Annotated in this window: 17 protein-coding genes and 1 pseudogene; 15 read left to right on the forward strand and 3 right to left on the reverse strand. The window is 49.4% G+C overall.

Translation table 11 applies throughout. From position 1 onward, the window contains the following. From FEK46_RS16585 to FEK46_RS16625, 9 genes and pseudogenes are all read left to right on the forward strand, one after another. The coding region (locus FEK46_RS16585; RefSeq protein ID WP_240731126.1) for a FimD/PapC C-terminal domain-containing protein at nt 1–322 on the forward strand (322 nt) is incomplete at its 5' end. Continuing rightward, nucleotides 322–885: a fimbrial protein gene (locus FEK46_RS16590; RefSeq protein WP_135490445.1), complete on the forward strand. Its 564-nt coding sequence runs from the start codon at nt 322–324 to the stop codon at nt 883–885. The genes FEK46_RS16585 and FEK46_RS16590, both read left to right, overlap by 1 nt. 7 nt (nt 886–892) lie before the next feature. Continuing rightward, complete coding sequence (locus tag FEK46_RS16595; RefSeq protein WP_135560279.1) at nt 893–1,417, forward strand: fimbrial protein; 525 nt, start codon at nt 893–895, stop codon at nt 1,415–1,417. Beyond that, complete coding sequence (locus FEK46_RS16600; RefSeq protein ID WP_130209025.1) at nt 1,383–2,159, forward strand: molecular chaperone; 777 nt, start codon at nt 1,383–1,385, stop codon at nt 2,157–2,159. Before FEK46_RS16595 ends, FEK46_RS16600 begins: the two co-directional genes overlap by 35 nt. 13 nt (nt 2,160–2,172) lie before the next feature. Beyond that, nucleotides 2,173–3,303 carry a fimbrial protein gene (locus FEK46_RS16605; protein ID WP_171020822.1) on the forward strand — a complete coding sequence of 377 codons (1,131 nt, stop codon included), beginning with the start codon at nt 2,173–2,175 and terminating at the stop codon, nt 3,301–3,303. 83 nt (nt 3,304–3,386) lie between these two features. Then, a complete protein-coding gene (locus FEK46_RS16610) occupies nt 3,387–4,892 on the forward strand; it encodes a PstS family phosphate ABC transporter substrate-binding protein (protein WP_135560278.1) in 1,506 nt (501 codons plus the stop codon). A 25-nt stretch (nt 4,893–4,917) separates the two neighbouring features. Continuing rightward, entirely contained in the window at nt 4,918–5,895 is a 978-nt protein-coding gene (locus FEK46_RS16615; RefSeq protein ID WP_135560277.1) for a PstS family phosphate ABC transporter substrate-binding protein, read from the forward strand. Between the two features lie 104 nt (nt 5,896–5,999). Next, a pseudogene (locus tag FEK46_RS16620) lies at nt 6,000–6,346 on the forward strand (hypothetical protein). 2 nt (nt 6,347–6,348) lie between these two features. Further along, nucleotides 6,349–6,948, forward strand: a complete 600-nt coding sequence (locus FEK46_RS16625) for a hypothetical protein (protein ID WP_130258709.1) — start codon at nt 6,349–6,351, stop codon at nt 6,946–6,948. Between the two features lie 232 nt (nt 6,949–7,180). Here FEK46_RS16625 and glpD read toward each other — a convergent pair whose 3' ends face one another. Beyond that, nucleotides 7,181–8,686 (reverse strand): glycerol-3-phosphate dehydrogenase, encoded by a 1,506-nt coding sequence (gene glpD / locus FEK46_RS16630; protein WP_135560276.1) that lies wholly within the window; start codon nt 8,684–8,686, stop codon nt 7,181–7,183. 189 nt (nt 8,687–8,875) lie between these two features. Between glpD and glpE the strand changes: the two genes are divergently transcribed. Genes glpE through FEK46_RS16645 form a run of 3 tightly spaced genes read left to right on the forward strand, consistent with a single transcriptional unit; the run spans nt 8,876 to nt 10,852 of the window. After that, nucleotides 8,876–9,202 carry a thiosulfate sulfurtransferase GlpE gene (gene glpE, locus FEK46_RS16635; RefSeq protein ID WP_130221378.1) on the forward strand — a complete coding sequence of 109 codons (327 nt, stop codon included), beginning with the start codon at nt 8,876–8,878 and terminating at the stop codon, nt 9,200–9,202. 44 nt (nt 9,203–9,246) lie between these two features. Further along, nucleotides 9,247–10,077, forward strand: a complete 831-nt coding sequence (glpG, locus tag FEK46_RS16640; protein ID WP_130221379.1) for a rhomboid family intramembrane serine protease GlpG — start codon at nt 9,247–9,249, stop codon at nt 10,075–10,077. Nucleotides 10,078–10,093: 16 nt separating this feature from the next. After that, the gene (locus FEK46_RS16645; RefSeq protein WP_130209015.1) at nt 10,094–10,852 is read left to right on the forward strand and encodes a DeoR/GlpR family transcriptional regulator; all 759 of its coding nucleotides are present in this window, start codon (nt 10,094–10,096) and stop codon (nt 10,850–10,852) included. On the opposite strand, the gene rtcR is transcribed toward FEK46_RS16645, so the two are convergent. Then, nucleotides 10,834–12,432 carry a DNA-binding transcriptional regulator RtcR gene (rtcR, locus tag FEK46_RS16650; RefSeq protein WP_135560275.1) on the reverse strand — a complete coding sequence of 533 codons (1,599 nt, stop codon included), beginning with the start codon at nt 12,430–12,432 and terminating at the stop codon, nt 10,834–10,836. The genes FEK46_RS16645 and rtcR overlap by 19 nt on opposite strands. A 186-nt stretch (nt 12,433–12,618) precedes the next feature. On the opposite strand from rtcR, the gene rtcB reads away from it, so the two are divergent. Then, nucleotides 12,619–13,845, forward strand: a complete 1,227-nt coding sequence (rtcB, locus tag FEK46_RS16655; RefSeq protein ID WP_001105466.1) for an RNA-splicing ligase RtcB — start codon at nt 12,619–12,621, stop codon at nt 13,843–13,845. 3 nt (nt 13,846–13,848) lie between these two features. Then, on the forward strand, nt 13,849–14,865 hold the full coding sequence (gene rtcA, locus FEK46_RS16660; protein WP_135560274.1) for an RNA 3'-terminal phosphate cyclase: 1,017 nt from the start codon (nt 13,849–13,851) through the stop codon (nt 14,863–14,865). Between the two features lie 42 nt (nt 14,866–14,907). On the opposite strand, the gene malT is transcribed toward rtcA, so the two are convergent. After that, entirely contained in the window at nt 14,908–17,613 is a 2,706-nt protein-coding gene (malT, locus tag FEK46_RS16665) for an HTH-type transcriptional regulator MalT (protein WP_130261037.1), read from the reverse strand. Nucleotides 17,614–18,236: 623 nt separating this feature from the next. Between malT and malP the strand changes: the two genes are divergently transcribed. Next, entirely contained in the window at nt 18,237–20,630 is a 2,394-nt protein-coding gene (gene malP, locus FEK46_RS16670; RefSeq protein ID WP_135560273.1) for a maltodextrin phosphorylase, read from the forward strand. Nucleotide 20,631 lies beyond the last annotated feature (1 nt).

Raw genomic sequence — 20,631 nt, forward strand, 5'->3', positions numbered from 1 at the left:
GATAGCGGGTCAAGATCATAAAGGCGCTTTAGTTCGCGCTGAGTTTAATGCCCATGTCGGTATTCGTGGTTTATTTAATTTGAGCTATCGTAATAAACCAGTTCCATTTGGTGCGACGGCCAGTGTACCCACTGAGGGAACCACTCAGATTACAGGAATAGTGGGTGACAGTGGGCAGGTTTATCTCTCCGGTTTGCCTTTGCAAGGCATAATAAATATACAGTGGGGAGAAAGTTCTTATCAGCAATGTCAGGCAAGCTATCAATTACCGGAAAGTGAGCTAGATAATGCTATTAGCTATGCAAATCTGGAGTGCCGCTGATGAATATATTACAGCAATTTATTCTATTAATTTTCACTTCATTATCCATGATGGTGGTTTCATATAATGCACTGGCTAACGATACCGTAGTGGTCACATTTACAGGCCAGTTATTAGCAAAAACGTGTGATATTACAGCTGGAAGTAAAGACCAGCCAGTAAACATGGGAACTTATGACGTCAATGATTTTTTAAATGTGGGAGATGTTTCTGGTAGCCGTACATTTACAATAAATCTGGAAGGGTGTCCAACGACAACCAGCACTGTTTATAGTTCAGGAGTTAGTGCTAATGTGCGGTTTAGCGGGGATACAGATGCTATCAATACCACCTTATTACGCCTTACTTCCAGTGCAGATAGTGCAACTGGAGTGGGCGTCGAAATTTTAGATAGCAATGATAAAATTATAGCAATTAATGGTGAGTCAGGCTTCCGGGAATTAGTTTTAGATAATAATGGCGATGCCAGTTTGGCCTTTAAACTCCGCTATAAGTCAACTCAGCAAAACGTACATGCGGGGCAGGCGAATGCACTGTTGTACTTTGATATAGACTATCAGTGAGGGTGATATGAAGCGCTATTGGAATTTAATTGCTCTGTTATTCTCTGTGATATCCATGTCATCAATTGCTGATGATACAACACATGCTGGTATTGTACGTATAGAAGGAATAATAACGGCAAAGACTTGTATTGTTGCCGATGAGTCTAAAAATTTCACGGTTAACATGCCTGATGTTCCCAGTTATAGGGTTAAAAATTCAGGGGATATCACTGAAAAAATTGACTTCTCTATAAAATTAACCCGATGTGGCAGTGATGTCAGTAATGCCAATATCAAATTTGATGGAGCATCTGTGAGTGAAGATACCACTCTGTATAAACTGGAAGAGGGATCTGTTGAGGGGTTAGCACTGGCTATTTATGATAACAACAAACAAAGTATTAGTAATGGTATAAAAAGTACCAGTTATGCCCTTACGCCATTGGTAGATAATACATTGCATTTCTTTGCTGCTTATAAAGCGATAAAAAATGATGTACAACCAGGAGATGCGAATGCATCAGTTTCCTTTATCGTCACTTATGATTAATGTGCTGATATGCTTTTTAATATGTTGCGTAAATGCGCAAGCAGGGGTTGTCGTTGGCGGTACCCGTTTTGTTTACCCAGAAAAGCAGTCATCAATTTCGGTCGAGCTTAAAAATACAGCCAGTAAAGATATGCTGGTTAAAATTTCCGTGACACCTGATGATGGACGTCAGTTAAATGGGACAGTAGAATCTCAGCCTTTACTTCCAGATAAGGCATTTATTGCTACGCCACCATTATTGGTACTTAAACAAGATAAAAATACCAAAATAAGAATTAATCGCGTAGGTGGTCAGTTACCTACAGATCGTGAGAGTTTATTTATACTGAATGTTGCTGCGTTACCTGCTCAGGAACAAGACTCACAGCTTAAGCACGAAAATCAACTCCAGGTAGCTGTACGCAACCGGATGAAAATATTTTATCGCCCGGAGGCGTTATCAGGTAATCCACTTAACGCTTATCAGCAGTTACGCTGGTCGCGAAGCAATGAGGCTGTCACTGTTTTTAATCCTACACCCTGGTATGTGACACTCTATAATTTATCTATTGATGGTAAAAACATAAATGGTGGCATGGTCGCACCATTTAGCCATCGTCAACAGAATTGGTGTCAGGGGCAAGGATATTGCGAGATTAACTGGCAGACGTTGGATCTTTACAATAATGCTTTACCTGTATGGAGTGTGAAATTAAATGTTTTGCAAAATAATGCTATGGGTACAGCAGCGATACATGGATAACTGGAGAGGCATGATGTTTACTTGTTTTTGGGGAAATGTAAAAGCAATTTTTATATTTTCTATTCTTTTAATCAGTAATTTCTATAACATTGTGTATGCTGAAGATATGGGACGTGATCGCGCTTTTTGTTATCCTGGTTCTCCTGGTAATAACAGTACGCCAGCAGTATTTTCTTATAATTTTGGTACTATTACTGTCTCTGATGTCAATAATAACTCTCCTGGAACGGTATTACCAACGCAGAACTGGAAAATAGGGCGTTATAAGGCATATTGCAATTCTCTTGATGATTATGAAGTTTATTTTTCCGGTGTGTCTGGAATTGACCCGTCGGGAGCATCTGGTGATCATCAGGGGAGCGATATATTTATTCCTCTGACTCATGAAATATCTGTCTCGACACATATAAAACTCTATAATAAAAATGGCACAATGACAGATAAAACAGTACCTTTTGATAACTATAGCACCAATTATCCAGCAGACAGAAGTAAACCATCTGATTGGACCTCAGGAACAGAGGGATATATAAAAATCAGACTGGATAAAAAAATAATATCCGATGTCTCAATAAATAGTGTGCTACTAGTTTCTTTGTACGTTAGCCAGTTCCCAACTGAACATGGCCCCGTTCCTGTATTTAATGCTTATATTGGCAACTTAAATATTGAGGTTCCACAAGGCTGCACAATTAATGAGGGCACCAGTTTTACCGTTAATATGCCTGATGTCTGGGCTAGTGAGTTAAGTCGGGCTGGCGCTGGAGTGAAGCCAACAGGTATTTCTCCAGTTGCAACCACTATTCCGATCAATTGCACGAACAAAGATATTGATGCCGTAATGACGCTGGTTTTTGATGGAAATATTTCATCAACGAGAGATGTTAACGGTCGGCAAAGTATTCTTCAGGCGGAGGATAACCCAGACGTTGGCATTATGATTATGGATAGCCAACAGGAGTCCGTAGATTTGAACGCTCTTGCTACTCATGTTGGAGTACCATTTAAGTTAATAGAAAACCGGGCAGCATCCGCTCAGACGGCAGACGTGACTTTTCTGTCTCTCCCCGTCAGTACCACAGGGCGACTACCTGCCGCGGGGCGTTATAACGCCCTGGCTGTTTTACGGGTGGAATATCAGTGATATGTGAGTCAGTGCAGAAACGGATTAGCCCGCTTTTAGCCATCGGTGCAAAATAAAGCACAGTAACAGCAAGGATGAATAATATGCAAAACGGAAAATGGATTTTGACCTCGCTGGTAATGACTTTTTTCGGCATCCCCATACTGACGCAATTTTTGGCAGCGGTTGTTGCCATGCTGGGTGCCGGGCTTGCCGCCATTCTTGAAGTTTGCAATTTACTCTTCACGCCAACAATTTACCTTCTGCTTAACATTTTTATGTTGGCGCTGGGTTCGATAATGCTATTTTTCTCGGGGCGAGTATGGGCGGGCGATAGCGCACCAGAAAAAAGAGAAATAGCCGCCTGGCGACAATGCTTTTTTCTCTTACCCGCACTATTAACCCTGATTGGCTGGATAATCGCGCTGCATCTGGAAGATTATCAATTTCGCCAGATGGGATCGGGTTGGTTGGCAGACCTTATGCTCCCCTGGCTGGGCGTTTTGTTAGTCTCATTAGTCGGTGGTGAGTATTGGTGGGTAGTCATTATTCCCGTTGGGGCGCATATCAGTTTTTCGCTGGGATACAGCTGGCCAACCAGACATTCTTTAACCGGCACATCCGGGCTACGTTGCCGTAATTCTCTCCTGTTTATCCTTCTCATACTTGTTTTTATCGCTGGTTATCAGGCTCATTTATATAAAGAACTTAATCCAGGCGTTGGTGTGCGCGAAAATATTGATACCTGGGCCTGGCAACCCGATAAACTAAATAATCAACTGACGCCACTGCGTGGTAAACCGCAAATTCAGTTCACGCAAAACTGGCCGCGACTCGATGGCGCTACGGCAGCGTATCCAATTTATGCATCTGCCTTTTATGCGTTAAGCGTAATACCAGAGGATTTTCACGTATGGGAATATCTGGATAACTCTCGTACCCCAGAAGCATATAATAAGATTGTTAAAGGTGAAGCTGATATTATCTTTGTGGCTCAACCTTCCGGTGGGCAGAAAAAACGCGCATGGGAATCGGGCGTCACTTTGAACTACATACCTTTCGCCCGTGAAGCGTTTGTTTTCATTGTCAATGCGGATAACCCAGTTAATTCCCTGACTGAACAACAAGTGCGTGACATCTTCAGTGGCACAATTACCAACTGGCGCACGGTTGGCGGTAATGATCAGGAGATCCAGACCTGGCAACGCCCGGAAGACTCTGGCAGTCAGACGGTGATGCAATCACAGGTCATGAATAATGTCCGCATGATCTCACCAAAGGAAACTGAAGTGGCTAGCATGATGGGGGGAATGATTAAAGTCGTTGCCGAATACCGTAATACAAAAAATTCAATAGGCTACACCTTCCGCTATTACGCGACGCAAATGAATGCTGACAAAAATATAAAATTATTAGCAGTTAACGGTATTACACCGACAGAGGAAAGTATTCGAAATGGTAAATATCCGTATATCGTCGATGCATTCATGGTAACACAGGAAAATACGACGTCAGAGACACAAAAATTGGTGGAGTGGTTTTTAACGCCACAAGGGCAGAGCCTGGTGGAAGATGTGGGATATGTGCCGATGTATCCAACAATGAAATAAAATTCGATGCAAAGGAATCAGCGCGATGAATAAATTCATAGGCGTTTTACTGTTAGGTGCAGTATTACTGGCGGGATGCGCCGACCGGGAAGCCTACTATAACAGTGTCAGGGAAGAAGAGAGTCGGGGACTGACTTCTCTGCGGGGAGAACCTGAACTACGTTACAGCGATGATTGGTCAAGATGGCCGAGAGTGTACGGTGCAACAGCTTTATACCCGCTGTATGCTTCTGCATATTATGAATTAGTACCGGAGCCGAAAGATGCGGATCAAACTTCGCTGGCCTGGCAGGCGTATGGTTTACAGCAAACCCGAACAGCGGAAGCCTACGATAGTCTGATTAAAGGTACTGCGACAGTTATTTTTGTCGCGCAACCTTCTGAAGGACAGAAAAAACGTGCAGAAGAAGCGGGAGTTAAGCTGAAATATACCGCGTTTGCCCGCGAAGCCTTTGTCTTTATCGTTGATATCAAAAACCCGGTTAATTCACTTAGCGAACAGCAGGTCAAAGACATTTTTAGCGGTAAAGTGAGTCGCTGGAATAAAGTAGGCGGTGGTGACGACCGCATAAAAGTCTGGCAGCGGCCAGAAGATTCAGGAAGCCAAACGGTTATGAAGGGACTGGTTATGCAAGACACTCCAATGCTGCCAGCCAAAAAATCCACTGTTATTGATCTTATGGGCGGTTTAATTACCGAAGTCGCCGACTACCAAAACACACCATCTTCCATTGGATACACCTTCCACTATTACGTCACACGTATGAATGACAATATGCTCAAAATGCGCAAACAAATCAAACTGCTGGCTATAAATGGCGTTGCGCCTACAGAGGAAAATATCCGTAACGGCACTTATCCGTACATAATTGATGCTTATATGGTGACGCGTGAAAACCCCACGCCGGAGACGCAGAAATTCGTCGACTGGTTTTTAAGCCCGCAGGGGCAGCAATTGGTAGAGGATGTGGGATATGTGCCGCTGTATAAAACGCAACCTTAAAGCAGGAGAAATAATATGGATACTACTATTATTCGCCTGAACGCGGCGAATGCTCGTTTTGTTTATCAACCGTTTACACGCGACCAGCGGGCGAGGGGATAATTATGCAACCCAGCCCCGCCATGCAGGCATTAATTGAGCAGATATATCACACCTTTCACCGTTATCCAGTGCCGAAGCGATGTGTGGTTTGTTGTGAATATTGCCTGAGTCAGCAGGAACAAATAGTAGCTTTGAGCAGGATGATGACGATAAAGCTATTACCGCCCAAATCAATACCTGGGCTGACAACAAGCAATCCATCCTGAAAGAACGCGCGCGGCAAGCGATTGAAAACCCGCTTAAACAGCCTGAACAGGGCACACAGTATCAGGTCTGGGAAGATGACTGGATGATTGATGAGTGTTTGTGCGCGATGTATGACGCATGCCCCGAATCATCAGGACAATAAAGATGAATAAAATCAGACTTTATATTCCCCCGCTAATTCTCGGCTTTATTATTGTACCGTTGTTGATATGGCCGACGGTAGTTGCGCTGGCTGCTTCTGTTATAACGCTGAGTTTTCTGGGGGAGATACTGTTCTCTATCCCGCTCATGATCAGGCGTATTTCATTTCTGGAATTACAACTTTGGTTATCGGTCGAATATGCGCTTTTCTTCTGTGTAATGTGCTGCGTCGGTTGGCAATTTGCTCGCAGAACTCAATCTGAATTGAAAAGCAGACTCCATTGTTGGCTGGTATTCGCACCAGTTTATTTCTGGTTGCTCCTGTGGAATATCATTTTTTATGTCGCGCCAGCGCAAATTGCTTTGCTGGAAAATATGCGCAGTTTCTTTCTGACAGTCGTCTGGCTCCCACTGAATTTTTCGCCATTTTGGTCCCAACCGTGGACTGGCTTTGTCGGCCCGATAAGTGCACAGCTTGGTTTTGCGTTGGGATATTATTGCCAGTGGCGTAGCAAAAATAGAAGCCAGAGGAAGAAGTGGGGCGAGTGGGTAATGTGTCTGAGTTTTGTTACGTTGGGTATGATGGCGTGGGCTTTGCGGTAATTCCCTGAATCAAAAAGTAGGTTAGATTGAAATTTGACCTCAGATTGTTGACAAAGTGCGCTTTGCTCATGCCGGATGCGGCGTGAACGCCTTATTCGGCCTACAAAATCGCGCAAATTCAATGTATTGCATAAACCACGTAGGCCTGATAAGCGTAGCGCATCAGGCAGTTTTTTTGTTTGTCATCAGTCTCAGGTCAGATTGAAATCTGACCTGGCCACCTTGCGTTAATTTACGACGCCAGCGACAACTTCTGCTGCGTATACTCCACCAGCCACTGACTCACACGAGACTGTTGTTCCGCATTTAGCCACATGCCTTGTTTTGTGCGACGCCACAGGGCATCGTCGGCGCGACGGACCCATTCGTGGTCGACCAGGTATTTCAGCTCCGCTTCGTAAAACTCATGACCGAAATCCTCCCCGAGGTCGCTTATCGCCCCCGCATTGCCGAGCAGCAGCTCGCTGTTGCTGCCGTAAGTGCGCGCGTAATGACGTGTCAGCGATTCGGTCAGGAACGGGTAACGGCGACGCAGGCGGGCTGCGTAGTCGTCGCGGTCGCCTTCGATGGCACCACCCGGCAGCACGCTCTCTTTCGTCCACGCCGGGCCAATACCCTGATAATACGGCGTCAGTTTTTCCAGCGCATGTTCCGCCAGTTTGCGGTAGGTGGTCAGCTTACCGCCAAATACCGACAGCAGCGGTGCTTTGCCGTTTTCATCATGAATATCAAGGGTGTAATCACGGGTAATAGCCTGCGGCGAATCGGACTCGTCATCACACAGTGGGCGCACGCCGGAGTAGGTCCAGACGATATCGTCCCGGCTTAACTGCTTTTTAAAGTGCGTGTTATACACTTTCAGCAGGTAATTGATTTCACTCTCTTCAATCTTCACTGCTTTTGGATCGCCTTTGTACTCTACATCGGTAGTGCCGATGATGGAAAACTCGTCCATCCACGGGATCACAAAGACAATACGTTTATCTTCGTTTTGCAGAATGTAGGCTTGTTTTTGGGTATGCACGCGCGGCACCACAATATGGCTGCCTTTGATCAGGCGAATGCCATAAGGCGAGGGCAAATGCATGCCGTCGTCGAAGAACTGTTTCACCCACGGGCCAGTGGCGTTAACCAGGCCGCGCGCCTGCCATGTATATTTTTTGCCAGTATCGATATCTTCCGCTTCCACAATCCACAGGCCGTTTTCGCGGCGAGCAGAAGTGGCACGAGTACGAGTAAGCACTTCACCGCCTTTACGCACCACCATCTGGGCGTTGGCGAGTACCAGACGGGCGTCGTCTACCCAACAGTCGGAATATTCGAATCCGCGCTTAATTTCCGGTTTTAACACTGAATTTGCGCCAAAACGCAAACCGGTTGATCCCGGCAGGCTGGTGCGTTTGCCCAGATGATCGTACATGAACAGACCAATACGAATCATCCACGCCGGGCGCAGATGCGGACGATGCGGCAGGCGAAAACGCATCGGGAAGGCGATATGCGGCGCCATTTTCAGTAGCACTTCACGTTCGGCCAGCGCCTCGCTGACCAGTCGGAATTCATAGTGCTCAAGGTAGCGCAGGCCACCGTGAATGAGTTTTGAACTGGCGGAGGAGGTCGCGCAAGCGAGATCCTGGGCTTCCAGCATCAGCACGGATAAACCGCGTCCAGCGGCGTCTGCCGCGATACCAGCACCATTGATGCCGCCACCTATCACAATCAGATCTTTGGTTTCCATGCTGCCCTCATTCACTTTCGTTAAAGCTCATAAATGTTCGTTATCGAACATATTAGCAAAGAATCGCGCTTTGGGTAACATTGAAAAAACATTTTAGAGTGATATGTATAACATTATGGCGTTTATCTGCCGCTTCGACGTAAACTGTGCGGTAAATTTGCCCACTTGTTTGTAAAGAAAGAGAGACGCATGGATCAGTTCGAATGTATTAACGTTGCCGACGCGCACCAGAAGTTGCAGGAAAAAGAGGCGGTGCTGGTCGATATTCGCGATCCACAGAGTTTCGCAATGGGGCATGCGGCGCAGGCTTTCCATTTGACTAACGACACACTGGGCGCGTTTATGCGTGATAACGACTTCGATACGCCGGTGATGGTGATGTGTTACCACGGTAATAGCAGCAAAGGCGCGGCGCAGTATCTGCTGCAACAGGGCTACGATGTGGTCTATAGCATTGATGGCGGTTTTGAAGCCTGGCAACGTCAGTTTCCCACAGAGGTGGCGTACGGCGCGTAAGGCTTTATACTGTCCCCTTTTGTGTGGAATAAGCGACAGCAACAATGTTGATGATTACCTCTTTTGCTAACCCCCGCGTGGCGCAGGCGTTTGTCGATTACATGGCGACGCAGGGTGTTATCCTCACGATTCAACAACATAATCAAAGCGATGTCTGGCTGGCGGATGAATCCCAGGCTGAACGTGTGCGGGCGGAGCTGGCGCGTTTTCTCGAAAACCCGGCTGATCCGCGTTATCTCGCTGCCAGCTGGCAGGCGGGCCATACCGGCAGTGGCCTGCATTATCGCCGTTATCCTTTCTTTGCTGCCTTGCGTGAACGTGCAGGTCCGGTAACCTGGGTGATGATGATCGCCTGCGTGCTGGTGTTTATCGCCATGCAAATCCTTGGCGATCAGGACGTGATGCTATGGTTGGCCTGGCCATTCGATCCGACGCTGAAATTTGAGTTCTGGCGCTACTTCACCCATGCGTTAATGCATTTCTCACTAATGCATATCCTCTTTAACTTGCTCTGGTGGTGGTATCTCGGCGGTGCGGTGGAAAAACGCCTCGGTAGCGGTAAGCTAATTGTCATTACTCTCATTAGCGCCCTGTTAAGTGGCTATGTGCAGCAAAAATTCAGCGGGCCGTGGTTTGGCGGGCTTTCTGGCGTGGTGTATGCGCTGATGGGCTACGTCTGGCTACGTGGCGAACGCGATCCGCAAAGTGGCATTTACCTGCAACGTGGGTTAATCATCTTCGCGCTGATCTGGATTGTCGCCGGATGGTTTGATTTGTTTGGGATGTCGATGGCGAACGGAGCACACATCGCCGGGTTAGCCGTGGGTTTAGCGATGGCTTTTGTTGATTCGCTCAATGCGCGAAAACGAAAATAATTCCAGGGATTTATAAATGAAACAAACACAACGTCACAACGGTATTATCGAACTGGTTAAACAGCAGGGTTATGTCAGCACCGAAGAGCTGGTAGAACATTTCTCCGTCAGCCCGCAGACTATTCGCCGCGACCTCAACGAGCTGGCAGAGCAAAACCTGATCCTGCGCCATCATGGCGGTGCGGCGCTGCCTTCCAGTTCGGTTAACACGCCGTGGCACGATCGCAAGGCCACCCAGACCGAAGAAAAAGAGCGCATCGCCCGTAAAGTGGCGGAGCAAATCCCCAACGGCTCGACGCTGTTTATCGATATCGGCACCACGCCGGAAGCGGTGGCGCACGCGCTGCTCAATCACAGCAATTTGCGCATTGTCACCAACAATCTCAACGTTGCTAACACGTTGATGGTAAAAGAAGATTTTCGCATCATTCTCGCCGGAGGCGAATTACGCAGCCGCGATGGCGGGATCATTGGCGAAGCGACGCTCGATTTTATCTCTCAGTTCCGTCTGGACTTTGGCATTCTGGGGATCAGCGGCATCGATAGCGACGGCTCGCTGCTGGAGTTCGATTACCACGAAGTTCGCACCAAACGCGCCATTATTGAGAACTCGCGTCACGTTATGCTGGTTGTCGATCACTCGAAATTTGGCCGTAACGCGATGGTCAATATGGGCAGCATCAACATGGTTGATGCCGTCTACACCGACGCCCCGCCGCCAGCGGGCGTGATGCAGGTGCTGACAGACCACCATATTCAACTGGAGCTGTGCTGATTCTGTACTGCTTCCCACGTCAGACCAAAACGCGCCAGGTATTTGCGTAGCCGATCCGCGTCATTGACGCTGGCTTTGCCCTGGCGCGAAACATCAAAAAGCTGTCGTCCGGCAGCAGAAAGCGACTTTGCCTGGCGGCAGATAGCGATAACGAGTTCCAGTTGCAGCCGATCAAAGAGATCGATGTTTTCTGCCTCTGCGCCCAGCAACGCCGTAAGCGCGGAGGGGCGACTTTCCTGCCAGTTATAGCGCAGACGGTTTATCTCATCTTCAACCACTTCCAGAGTGATGCGTCCGTTAGTGGCAAAGGTTGCCATCCGCGTAACGCTGGCAGAAAGCTCGCGAAAGTTACCGCGCCATGTTGCCTGGGGAGATGTCGCAAAGGCGAGCCAGGCGCGCCGCGCTTCGGTGTTAAAACGCACGCTGTCGCCAGTGAGTGAGGCGTGGCGCTCCACTTCATAATCAAGGTTCGGTTCAATATCTTCCTGGCGCTGGCGTAGACCCGGCAGGGTGAAGGTCCAGAGATTGATCCGCGCGTACAGATCTTCGCGAAATTTGCCTTCGGCAACCAGCTGGCGCAAATCGCGCACCGTTCCGGCGATAAGCTGAAAGTCGCTACTCACCTGGCGATCGCTGCCAAACGGATAAAAGGTTTTCTCTTCAATGGCTTTCAGCAGCATTGCCTGTTCGTCTGCGCCCAGTTCGCCAATCTCATCAAGAAACAACATTCCGCCGTTGGCGCTGCGTAATAATCCTTCACGAGATTCCCGCGCCCCGGTAAACGCGCCTTTCACATGACCAAACAGCGTCGACATGGCGGTATCGCCGCGCAGGGTGGCGCAGTTCACTTCCACAAACGCGCCGCTAAACTGATGCCGCGCCTGTTTTAGCTCGAAGATGCGTCGCGCCAGAAATGACTTACCTGCACCGGTCGGGCCATTAAGCAGAATTGGCGCGCGGGATTTAATCGCCACTTTTTCGATCTGCTCAATCATGCGGTTGAATTGGGGGTTACGCGTGGCAATGCCGGATTTGAGGAAATCGAGGGTTTGCTGGCGTTCTTCAGCAAAGCGGCTGGCGATGGCGTTATAACGGCTTAAATCGAGATCGATGATCGTCACTTCACCTGCGCCGCGCGGTTGTTCTTTTTTGCGCGGTGGTGAAGATTGTATCAGCCGGGCGGGCAGGTAACGCGCTTCCGCCAGTAGAAACCAGCAAATCTGCGCCACGTGGGTGCCGGTGGTGATGTGAATTAAATACTCTTCTTTATCAGGGCGAAACGCGTAGCCACGGGCAAAATCATGCAGGCAGGCGTAAACCTCTTCGAAATCCCACGGGTTATGCAGTTCAATCTCAACGCTCACCACTTCTGTTTCTGGCGAAACGCTGGCGATATCGCGTTTAAGCGTTTCAAATAGCGAGCGCGAGCGGGCGTCGTGCAATAATTCCAGTCGATCGATGACCAACGATTCTTGCTGGCATAAACAGAGTGTCGGGCGCCATTTTGACCAGCGCTGACTACCGCGCCCGGCATAATCCAGCACCGTTCCGACAAAGCCAAAAGCCACTGTTTTACGCATCTTAGATATCCTTATAAAAGACGATATTTCATTATCGGTAAATCGGCTTTGCGGGAAATCTCCGGTTACGGACGTAAAGACATAATCTTTTTTAAAGCAATGAATTAAAAAATTAATCTGCTTATTTAATTTTCTGGCACGACGGTTGCAATTATCAGGACATACCAACGAAAAGAGAAAAACAAAATGAATTACGAATTACTGACCACTGAAAATGCCCCGGTAAAAATGTGGACCAAAGGCGTGCCGGTAGAAGCCGATGCGCGTCAGCAACTTATTAATACGGCGAAGATGCCGTTTATTTTCAAACATATTGCGGTAATGCCTGATGTACACCTGGGTAAAGGTTCCACCATTGGTAGCGTGATCCCGACCAAAGGGGCGATTATTCCGGCAGCGGTGGGTGTGGATATCGGTTGTGGAATGAATGCACTGCGTACTGCGTTAACGGCGGCAGACCTGCCTGAAAACCTGGCGGAGCTGCGTCAGGCAATTGAAACGGCCGTGCCGCACGGGCGTACTACCGGACGTTGTAAACGTGATAAAGGTGCCTGGGAAAATCCACCTGTTAACGTCGATGCGAAATGGGCTGAGCTGGAAGCCGGTTATCAGTGGCTAACGCAAAAATATCCGCGTTTCCTGAATACCAATAACTATAAACATCTGGGAACGCTGGGAACGGGTAACCACTTTATTGAAATCTGCCTTGATGAGTCGGATCAGGTGTGGATTATGCTGCACTCCGGTTCACGCGGAATTGGTAACGCCATCGGGACTTACTTTATCGATCTGGCGCAAAAAGAGATGCAGGAAACGCTTGAAACCTTGCCGTCGCGTGATCTGGCGTACTTTATGGAAGGTACGGAATACTTTGATGATTACCTGAAAGCCGTGGCCTGGGCGCAGCTTTTTGCCAGCCTTAACCGCGATGCGATGATGGAAAACGTGGTAACGGCGTTGCAGAGCATTACGCAGAAAACGGTAAGACAGCCACAAACGCTGGCGATGGAAGAGATCAACTGTCACCACAACTATGTGCAAAAAGAACAGCACTTTGGCGAAGAGATCTATGTGACGCGTAAAGGCGCGGTGTCTGCGCGTGCTGGTCAATATGGAATTATTCCCGGTTCGATGGGAGCGAAAAGCTTTATCGTCCGTGGGCTGGGAAATGAAGAGTCGTTCTGTTCGTGCAGCCACGGTGCCGGGCGGGTAATGAGCCGTACTAAAGCGAAAAAACTGTTCAGCGTGGAAGATCAAATTCGTGCCACCGCGCATGTGGAATGCCGTAAAGATGCCGAAGTGATCGACGAAATCCCGATGGCGTATAAAGATATTGATGCGGTGATGGCGGCACAAAGCGATCTGGTGGAAGTTATCTACACCCTGCGTCAGGTGGTGTGCGTAAAAGGATAAATGATGAAAAGGATGATTGCGCTGGATGGCGCACAGGGCGAAGGCGGCGGGCAGATCCTGCGTTCGGCGCTGAGTCTGTCGATGATAACCGGCCAGCCATTTACCATCACCGGCATTCGTGCCGGGCGGGCAAAACCGGGACTGTTGCGCCAGCATCTGACCGCGGTAAAAGCGGCTGCGGAAATTTGTAGGGCAACGGTGGAAGGCGTGGAGCTGGGGTCGCAGCGTCTGGTCTTCCGGCCTGGTACCGTGCGCGGCGGCGATTACCGCTTTGCTATCGGTAGCGCCGGAAGCTGTACGCTGGTGCTGCAAACGGTACTGCCCGCGCTGTGGTTTGCCGACGGGCCTTCGCGTGTTGAAGTGAGCGGCGGTACCGATAACCCGTCGGCCCCGCCTGCGGATTTTATCCGCCGGGTGCTGGAGCCGCTGCTGGCGAAAATGGGAATTCATCAGCAAACCACATTATTACGCCACGGTTTTTACCCTGCCGGAGGCGGCGTGGTGGCAACGGATGTCTCGCCCGTGGCATCGTTTAACACCTTGCAACTTGGCGAGCGCGGGAACATTGTGCAGATGCGTGGAGAGGTGCTACTGGCTGGTGTGCCGCGCCATGTTGCTGAACGTGAAATCGCTACGCTGGCGGGAAGTTTTTCCCTGCATGAGCAGAATATTCATAACCTGCCGCGCGACCAGGGGCCGGGTAATACCGTCTCGCTTGAAGTCGAAAGTGAAAATATTACCGAACGCTTTTTCGTCGTCGGTGAAAAGCGCGTCAGCGCCGAGGTGGTTGCGGCACAGTTAGTGAAAGAGGTGAAGCGCTACCTGGCAAGCCCAGCGGCGGTGGGGGAATATCTCGCTGACCAGTTGGTACTGCCGATGGCGCTGGCGGGCGCGGGAGAATTTACGGTCGCCCATCCCTCATGTCATCTGCTGACCAATATCGCCGTGGTGGAGCGTTTCTTGCCCGTGCAGTTCAGTCTGACAGAAACAGACGGCGTAACGCGAGTGAGCGTTGAATGATGCAGAGATGTAAGCCGGATCTGGCGCGTTATCAGGCTAAATTCACACTCCATACCCCATCATCTTCAGCAGTTTCTGCGCGTGTTGTACCGCAGCCTGGCGGTGGGCGACGCCGAGTTTTTGATACAGGTTGCGGATATGCGTTTTGATGGTGGTCGCTGCGACTTCCAGTTCACCGGCAATTTGCTCGTTGCTGTAACCGGAGTAAATCAGCCCCAGTACCTGCCATTCACGTTGTGTCAGCGGGCTGGTGCGGATAAGTTCTGGCACTTCCGGATGATTTAGCAGACGTTCAACGAAACTCTCATCGAAATGGGCGAATTTATGTCGATGGTGTTGATTTATTTCCCGCAGAATACGCTGCGCGCGGTGCTGTTCCAGTTCCGGCAACGTATTGAGTTGAATCAGCTGACGTAACTGCTGCGCCATCGCTTCGCCTTCAATAACAAAATGACTGATAAATCCAGTGCGGTTTGCCAGTTTTAATGCATCCAGCAGCACACGCTGGGCGTCGCTTTTACGCCCGGCTTGCCAGTACAACTGATTGAGTAAAAGCAGGTTACGGTTGAGGTCGCTCATCAACCGCAGACTGCGGGCGTTTTCGTTCAGTTCTTCGAGGACAATTTCCGCTGGTTCAAACTCTCCCAGCAAGATTTGTGCGCGGGCAATGTTGCGCCATTGACCTTGCAGGAAGTGATTGTTCGCAAACTCTGGTTTCGCAGTATGGCTCAGCCAGTTGGCGGCAGCCGCTTTATCTCCGGTCATCTGCCAGTAAATCACGCGAACTTTGTTGGCGTTAGAGATCCAGTCGCTGTGATATTTGCCATTCCCCAGCAAGTTTTCCAGACGGTTAAGCTGGCTACGGGCGTTATCCAGATCGCCACGGGCCAGCGAGCATTGAATCAACATTGCCAGGCACTGAAGCTGTTGCTGCGGCTGATAAGACGACAAGACTTCAATCCCGCTTCGTGCCGAGGCTTCGGCTTCATCCAGCCGCGCCCAGGCCCATAGCAGCTGTGCACGGATGCGCACCAGAAACTCATGCATCGGCAACTGTTCCAGATGCTGCTCGTTTATCAACTGGAACGCTTTTTCCTGTGTTTCCCATGCAGTTTGCAGGAACCCTTGGGCAAACAGAATTTCACTTTGCTGGATTAAACTCCACAAGGCGTAGTGCCAAACATCGTGCTGACGTGCCATTTGTTCGGTTTGCTGCATTAACGCCAGTGAACGGGTCAATTCACCTTTGCAGTGCAACACTTCGCCAAGCACGGAGGTTGCCACAATGCGGCTGTAGAACCAGCCCGGAGGCAGTTCTTCCAGTGCCAGTTTTGCCAGCCGTTCAGCTTCATCCGGATTGCCGTCGTTAATGGCCACCTGGGCGCGCAAAGCGTTAAATTCTGCGTGCATGGTGCCTTCTCTGATGTCCTTGATCTCATGCTCGGCACGTGCAAGCAGGGTGTTCACTTCGCCATAGCGATGTTGGCTTTGCATCAGCCACGCCTGCAACAACACCAGCTGTGGGTTTTCCAGCAGGCTGTCCCACGGCAGGGCGTTGAGCGACTCTTCCAGCAGTGACAGTTCGCTATGGTTGAACAAACTCCATGCGTGATTAAGCAGAATATCGCGCAGCATCAGCGCGTCGCCCGCGGCCAGCGCATGATGAATAGCTTCGCTGGGAAAACCTTGCGCCATCCAGCTTTCTGCAGCGGCACGATGAATTTCCGGCAGTTCCGCCGCCAGTTCCCACTGGCAGCGCTGGCGCAGGAAGTTGCCAAACAACGGGTGATAGCAGAACCACTCGCCGGTATCATCCATCCGTTGCAAAAACAGTCCCTGACGCTCAATTTCTTCGAGGCGCATTTGCCCGTTGTCTTCACCTGTCACGCGGGTGATTAGCGTATCGTTCATCGATCGCAAAATGGCACTTTTCAGCAGGAAATGACGTGTTGCCAGATCAACGTTATCTAACACTTCATCGACCAGATAATCAGAAAGATGGCTGGCATTAATGCCCGCCAGGCGACGTGCGGATTTGTGCGCAGAGTGGGTATTCTGTCGGACGGAGAGGGCGATTAATTGTAAAGCCGTTGCCCAACCAGAAACGTCATCGCAAATCCGGCTACTTTCAGCGGCTTCGATGGGTGAAGACAGACGGCAATCAAAAAACTGCTTGGCTTCCTGGTGGGTAAACGCCAGTTGCTGGCTGCCAATTTCCAGCAGTTGGTCACGTACACGCAAATTGGCAATACCCAGTTGCGGAAGATTGCGCGACAAAACTACCAGGGTCAGATTTTCCGGTTGATGACGAATAAAGAAGCGCATTGACTCGTGAATCACTGGGTTAGTGATCAGATGATAATCGTCAATAACCAAGTAGAGCGGCTGGTGCCACTCTGCCAGTTCGATAAACAGTTGGGCAAAAAGTGAGGATAGACTGGCATATTGCCGCTTTTGCGCCATCACTTCACTGGCGGGGCAATGCCCGTTGGTGGCCTGTTGAATTGCGGCAATCAGGTAGCTGGCGAAACGTTCTTGCTGGTTATCGCCGTCATCCAGCGAGTACCAGCCCAAATCGTTTTTGCCTGCCGCCCATTGGGATATGAGTGTGGTCTTTCCGTAGCCCGCAGGACTTGTGATCAGCACCAGCCTGAAGTTGTTCGCGCCGGAAAGTTTAGCCAGCAGGCGCTCACGAACCACGGTATGGTCGAGTCGAACCGGACGACTTAATTTTGACGGAATCAGCATAGTTAATCACTTCACTGTGGAAATTGAGGAAATATTATTTTTTTTGCGCTTCGTAATTAATGGTTATAAGGTCGGCTAGAAATCTGTGCAATGCAAGCGATGACGGTTTTTTATGTGTCTGAATTTGCACTCTGTCACAATTCAAAACCTTTATTAATGTTTCATCTTAAAACTACGCTGATCCAGCGTAGATACTGGATCTTATGGTGTTTTCTCATGGTTCAATAGTGTTATTAAAGCAATGATGCTTCCTTAATTCATGATGAAAGGTCTATCTAAAAAGATGATTTTAATAAATCTATTAAGAATGAGATGAATCACGATTGGTATTTCATTGCTGAAACTATTTCGCTGCTTTACTTAATTTATAGAGTGGCTTTCCGCTTTTTGATAATACGCGACGCCCTTTCTTACTGTTAATCGTCGGTTTTTTTGCGCTCTTTGGCACTGGGCCGATGCTTTTGCAGTTGATTGCACTACCTTTAAGTGTTCGCGATCACATTTTCTTGCTCATCCCCGTCACTCCTCCCCGCCTAATCCCCCGTAGGATGAGGAAGGTCAACATGGAGCCTGGCAAACTAACGATAACGTTGTGTTTAATGTCTAAGAAAACTGGAACTCCTATGTCACAACCCATTTTTAATGAAAAGCAATTTCAGGAAGCCCTGTCACGTCAATGGCAGCGTTATGGCTTAACTTCTGCAGCTGAGATGACCCCTCGTCAGTGGTGGCAGGCCGTGAGTGAAGCGCTGGCGGAAATGTTGCGTGCCCAGCCTTTTGCCAAACCGACGGCGAATCAGCGCCATGTTAATTACATCTCAATGGAGTTTTTGATTGGTCGTCTGACGGGCAACAACCTGTTAAATCTCGGTTGGTATCAGGCTGTTCAGGATTCGCTGAAATCCTATGACATCAACCTGACAGATCTGCTGGAAGAAGAGACTGACCCGGCGCTGGGCAACGGCGGTCTGGGCCGTCTGGCGGCATGTTTCCTCGATTCAATGGCGACCGTCGGACAATCCGCAACAGGCTATGGTCTGAACTATCAATATGGTCTGTTCCGTCAGTCATTTGTTGACGGTCAACAAATGGAAGCGCCAGATGACTGGCATCGCGGTAACTATCCGTGGTTCAGCCATAATGAAGCGCTTGACGTGCAGGTTGGGATTGGTGGCAAGGTCACGAAAGACGGACGTTGGGAGCCCGCATTTACCATTACCGGCCAGGCGTGGGATTTACCTGTGCTGGGCTACCGAAATGGTGTGGCGCAGCCGCTGCGTTTATGGCAAGCGACACATGCGCATCCGTTTAACCTCACCAAATTCAACGACGGCGATTTCCTGCGAGCTGAACAACAGGGCATCGACGCTGAAAAACTGACTAAAGTACTCTATCCAAACGACAACCATACTGCCGGTAAAAAACTGCGTCTGATGCAGCAATATTTCCAGTGTGCTTGTTCGGTTGCCGACATTCTGCGTCGTCACCATCTGGCGGGGCGTAAACTGCACGAGCTGGCAGATTACGAAGTCATTCAACTGAACGACACCCACCCGACTATCGCTATTCCGGAGCTGCTTCGTGTGCTAATCGATGAGCACCAGATGAGCTGGGATGACGCATGGGCAATCACCAGCAATACCTTTGCTTATACCAACCATACCCTAATGCCAGAAGCACTTGAGTGCTGGGATGAGAAACTGGTAAAAGCCCTGCTGCCACGCCATATGCAGGTAATCAACGAAATCAACAACCGCTTTAAGAAGCTGGTGGAAAAAACCTGGCCGGGCGATAAAGCGGTATGGGCGAAGCTGGCGGTGGTGCATGACAAACAAGTTCGCATGGCCAATATGTGCGTGGTAAGCGGCTTTGCGGTAAACGGTGTGGCGGCGTTGCACTCGGATCTGGTGGTGAAAGATCTGTTCCCGGAATACCACCAGCTATGGCCGAACAAATTCCATAACGTCACCAACGGCATTACCCCGCGTCGCTGGATCAAACAGTGCAACCCGGCACTGGCGGCATTGTTGGATAAGTCACTGAAAAAAGAGTGGGCTAACGATCTCGATCAACTGATTAATCTGGAAAAATTCGCTGATGACGAGAAATTCCGCCAGCAATATCGCGAGATCAAACAGGCGAATAAAGTTCGTCTGGCGGAGTTTGTGAAAGTCCGTACCGGTATTGAAATCAATCCTCAGGCGATTTTCGATATTCAGATCAAACGCCTGCACGAGTACAAACGCCAGCACCTGAATCTGTTGCATATTCTGGCGCTGTACAAAGAAATTCGCGAGAACCCGCAGGCTGACCGCGTACCGCGCGTGTTCCTGTTCGGCGCGAAAGCGGCGCCAGGCTACTACCTCGCGAAGAACATTATCTTTGCGATCAACAAAGTGGCTGAGGTGATCAACAACGATCCGCAGGTGGGCGACAAGCTGAAGGTTGTATTCCTGCCAGATTATTGTGTATCTGCTGCGGAAATGCTGATCCCGGCGGCGGATATCTCCGAGCAGATCTCCACCGCAGGTAAAGAAGCTTCTGGTACTGGCAATATGAAACTGGCGCTTAACGGTGCGCTCACTGTCGGCACGCTGGATGGTGCAAACGTGGAGATCGCCGAGAAAGTCGGTGAAGAGAATATCTTTATCTTTGGTCATACCGTGGAGCAGGTTAAGGCGCTGAAAGCGAAGGGCTATGATCCGGTGAAATGGCGGAAGAAAGATAAGGTGCTTGATGCGGTATTAAAAGAGCTGGAAAGCGGTAAATATAGCGATGGCGATAAACACGCGTTTGACCAGATGCTGCATAGCCTCGGTAAGCAGGGCGGCGATCCGTATCTGGTGATGGCGGACTTTGCGGCTTATGTCGAAGCGCAAAAACGCGTGGATGTGCTGTACCGCGACCAGGAGGCCTGGACTCGCGCGGCGATCCTCAATACCGCCCGCTGCGGTATGTTTAGCTCGGATCGCTCAATCCGTGATTATCAGGCCCGTATCTGGCAGGCAAAACGCTAAG

It is taken from the genome of Escherichia sp. E4736 (assembly GCF_005781225.1).
GTDB lineage: Bacteria > Pseudomonadota > Gammaproteobacteria > Enterobacterales > Enterobacteriaceae > Escherichia.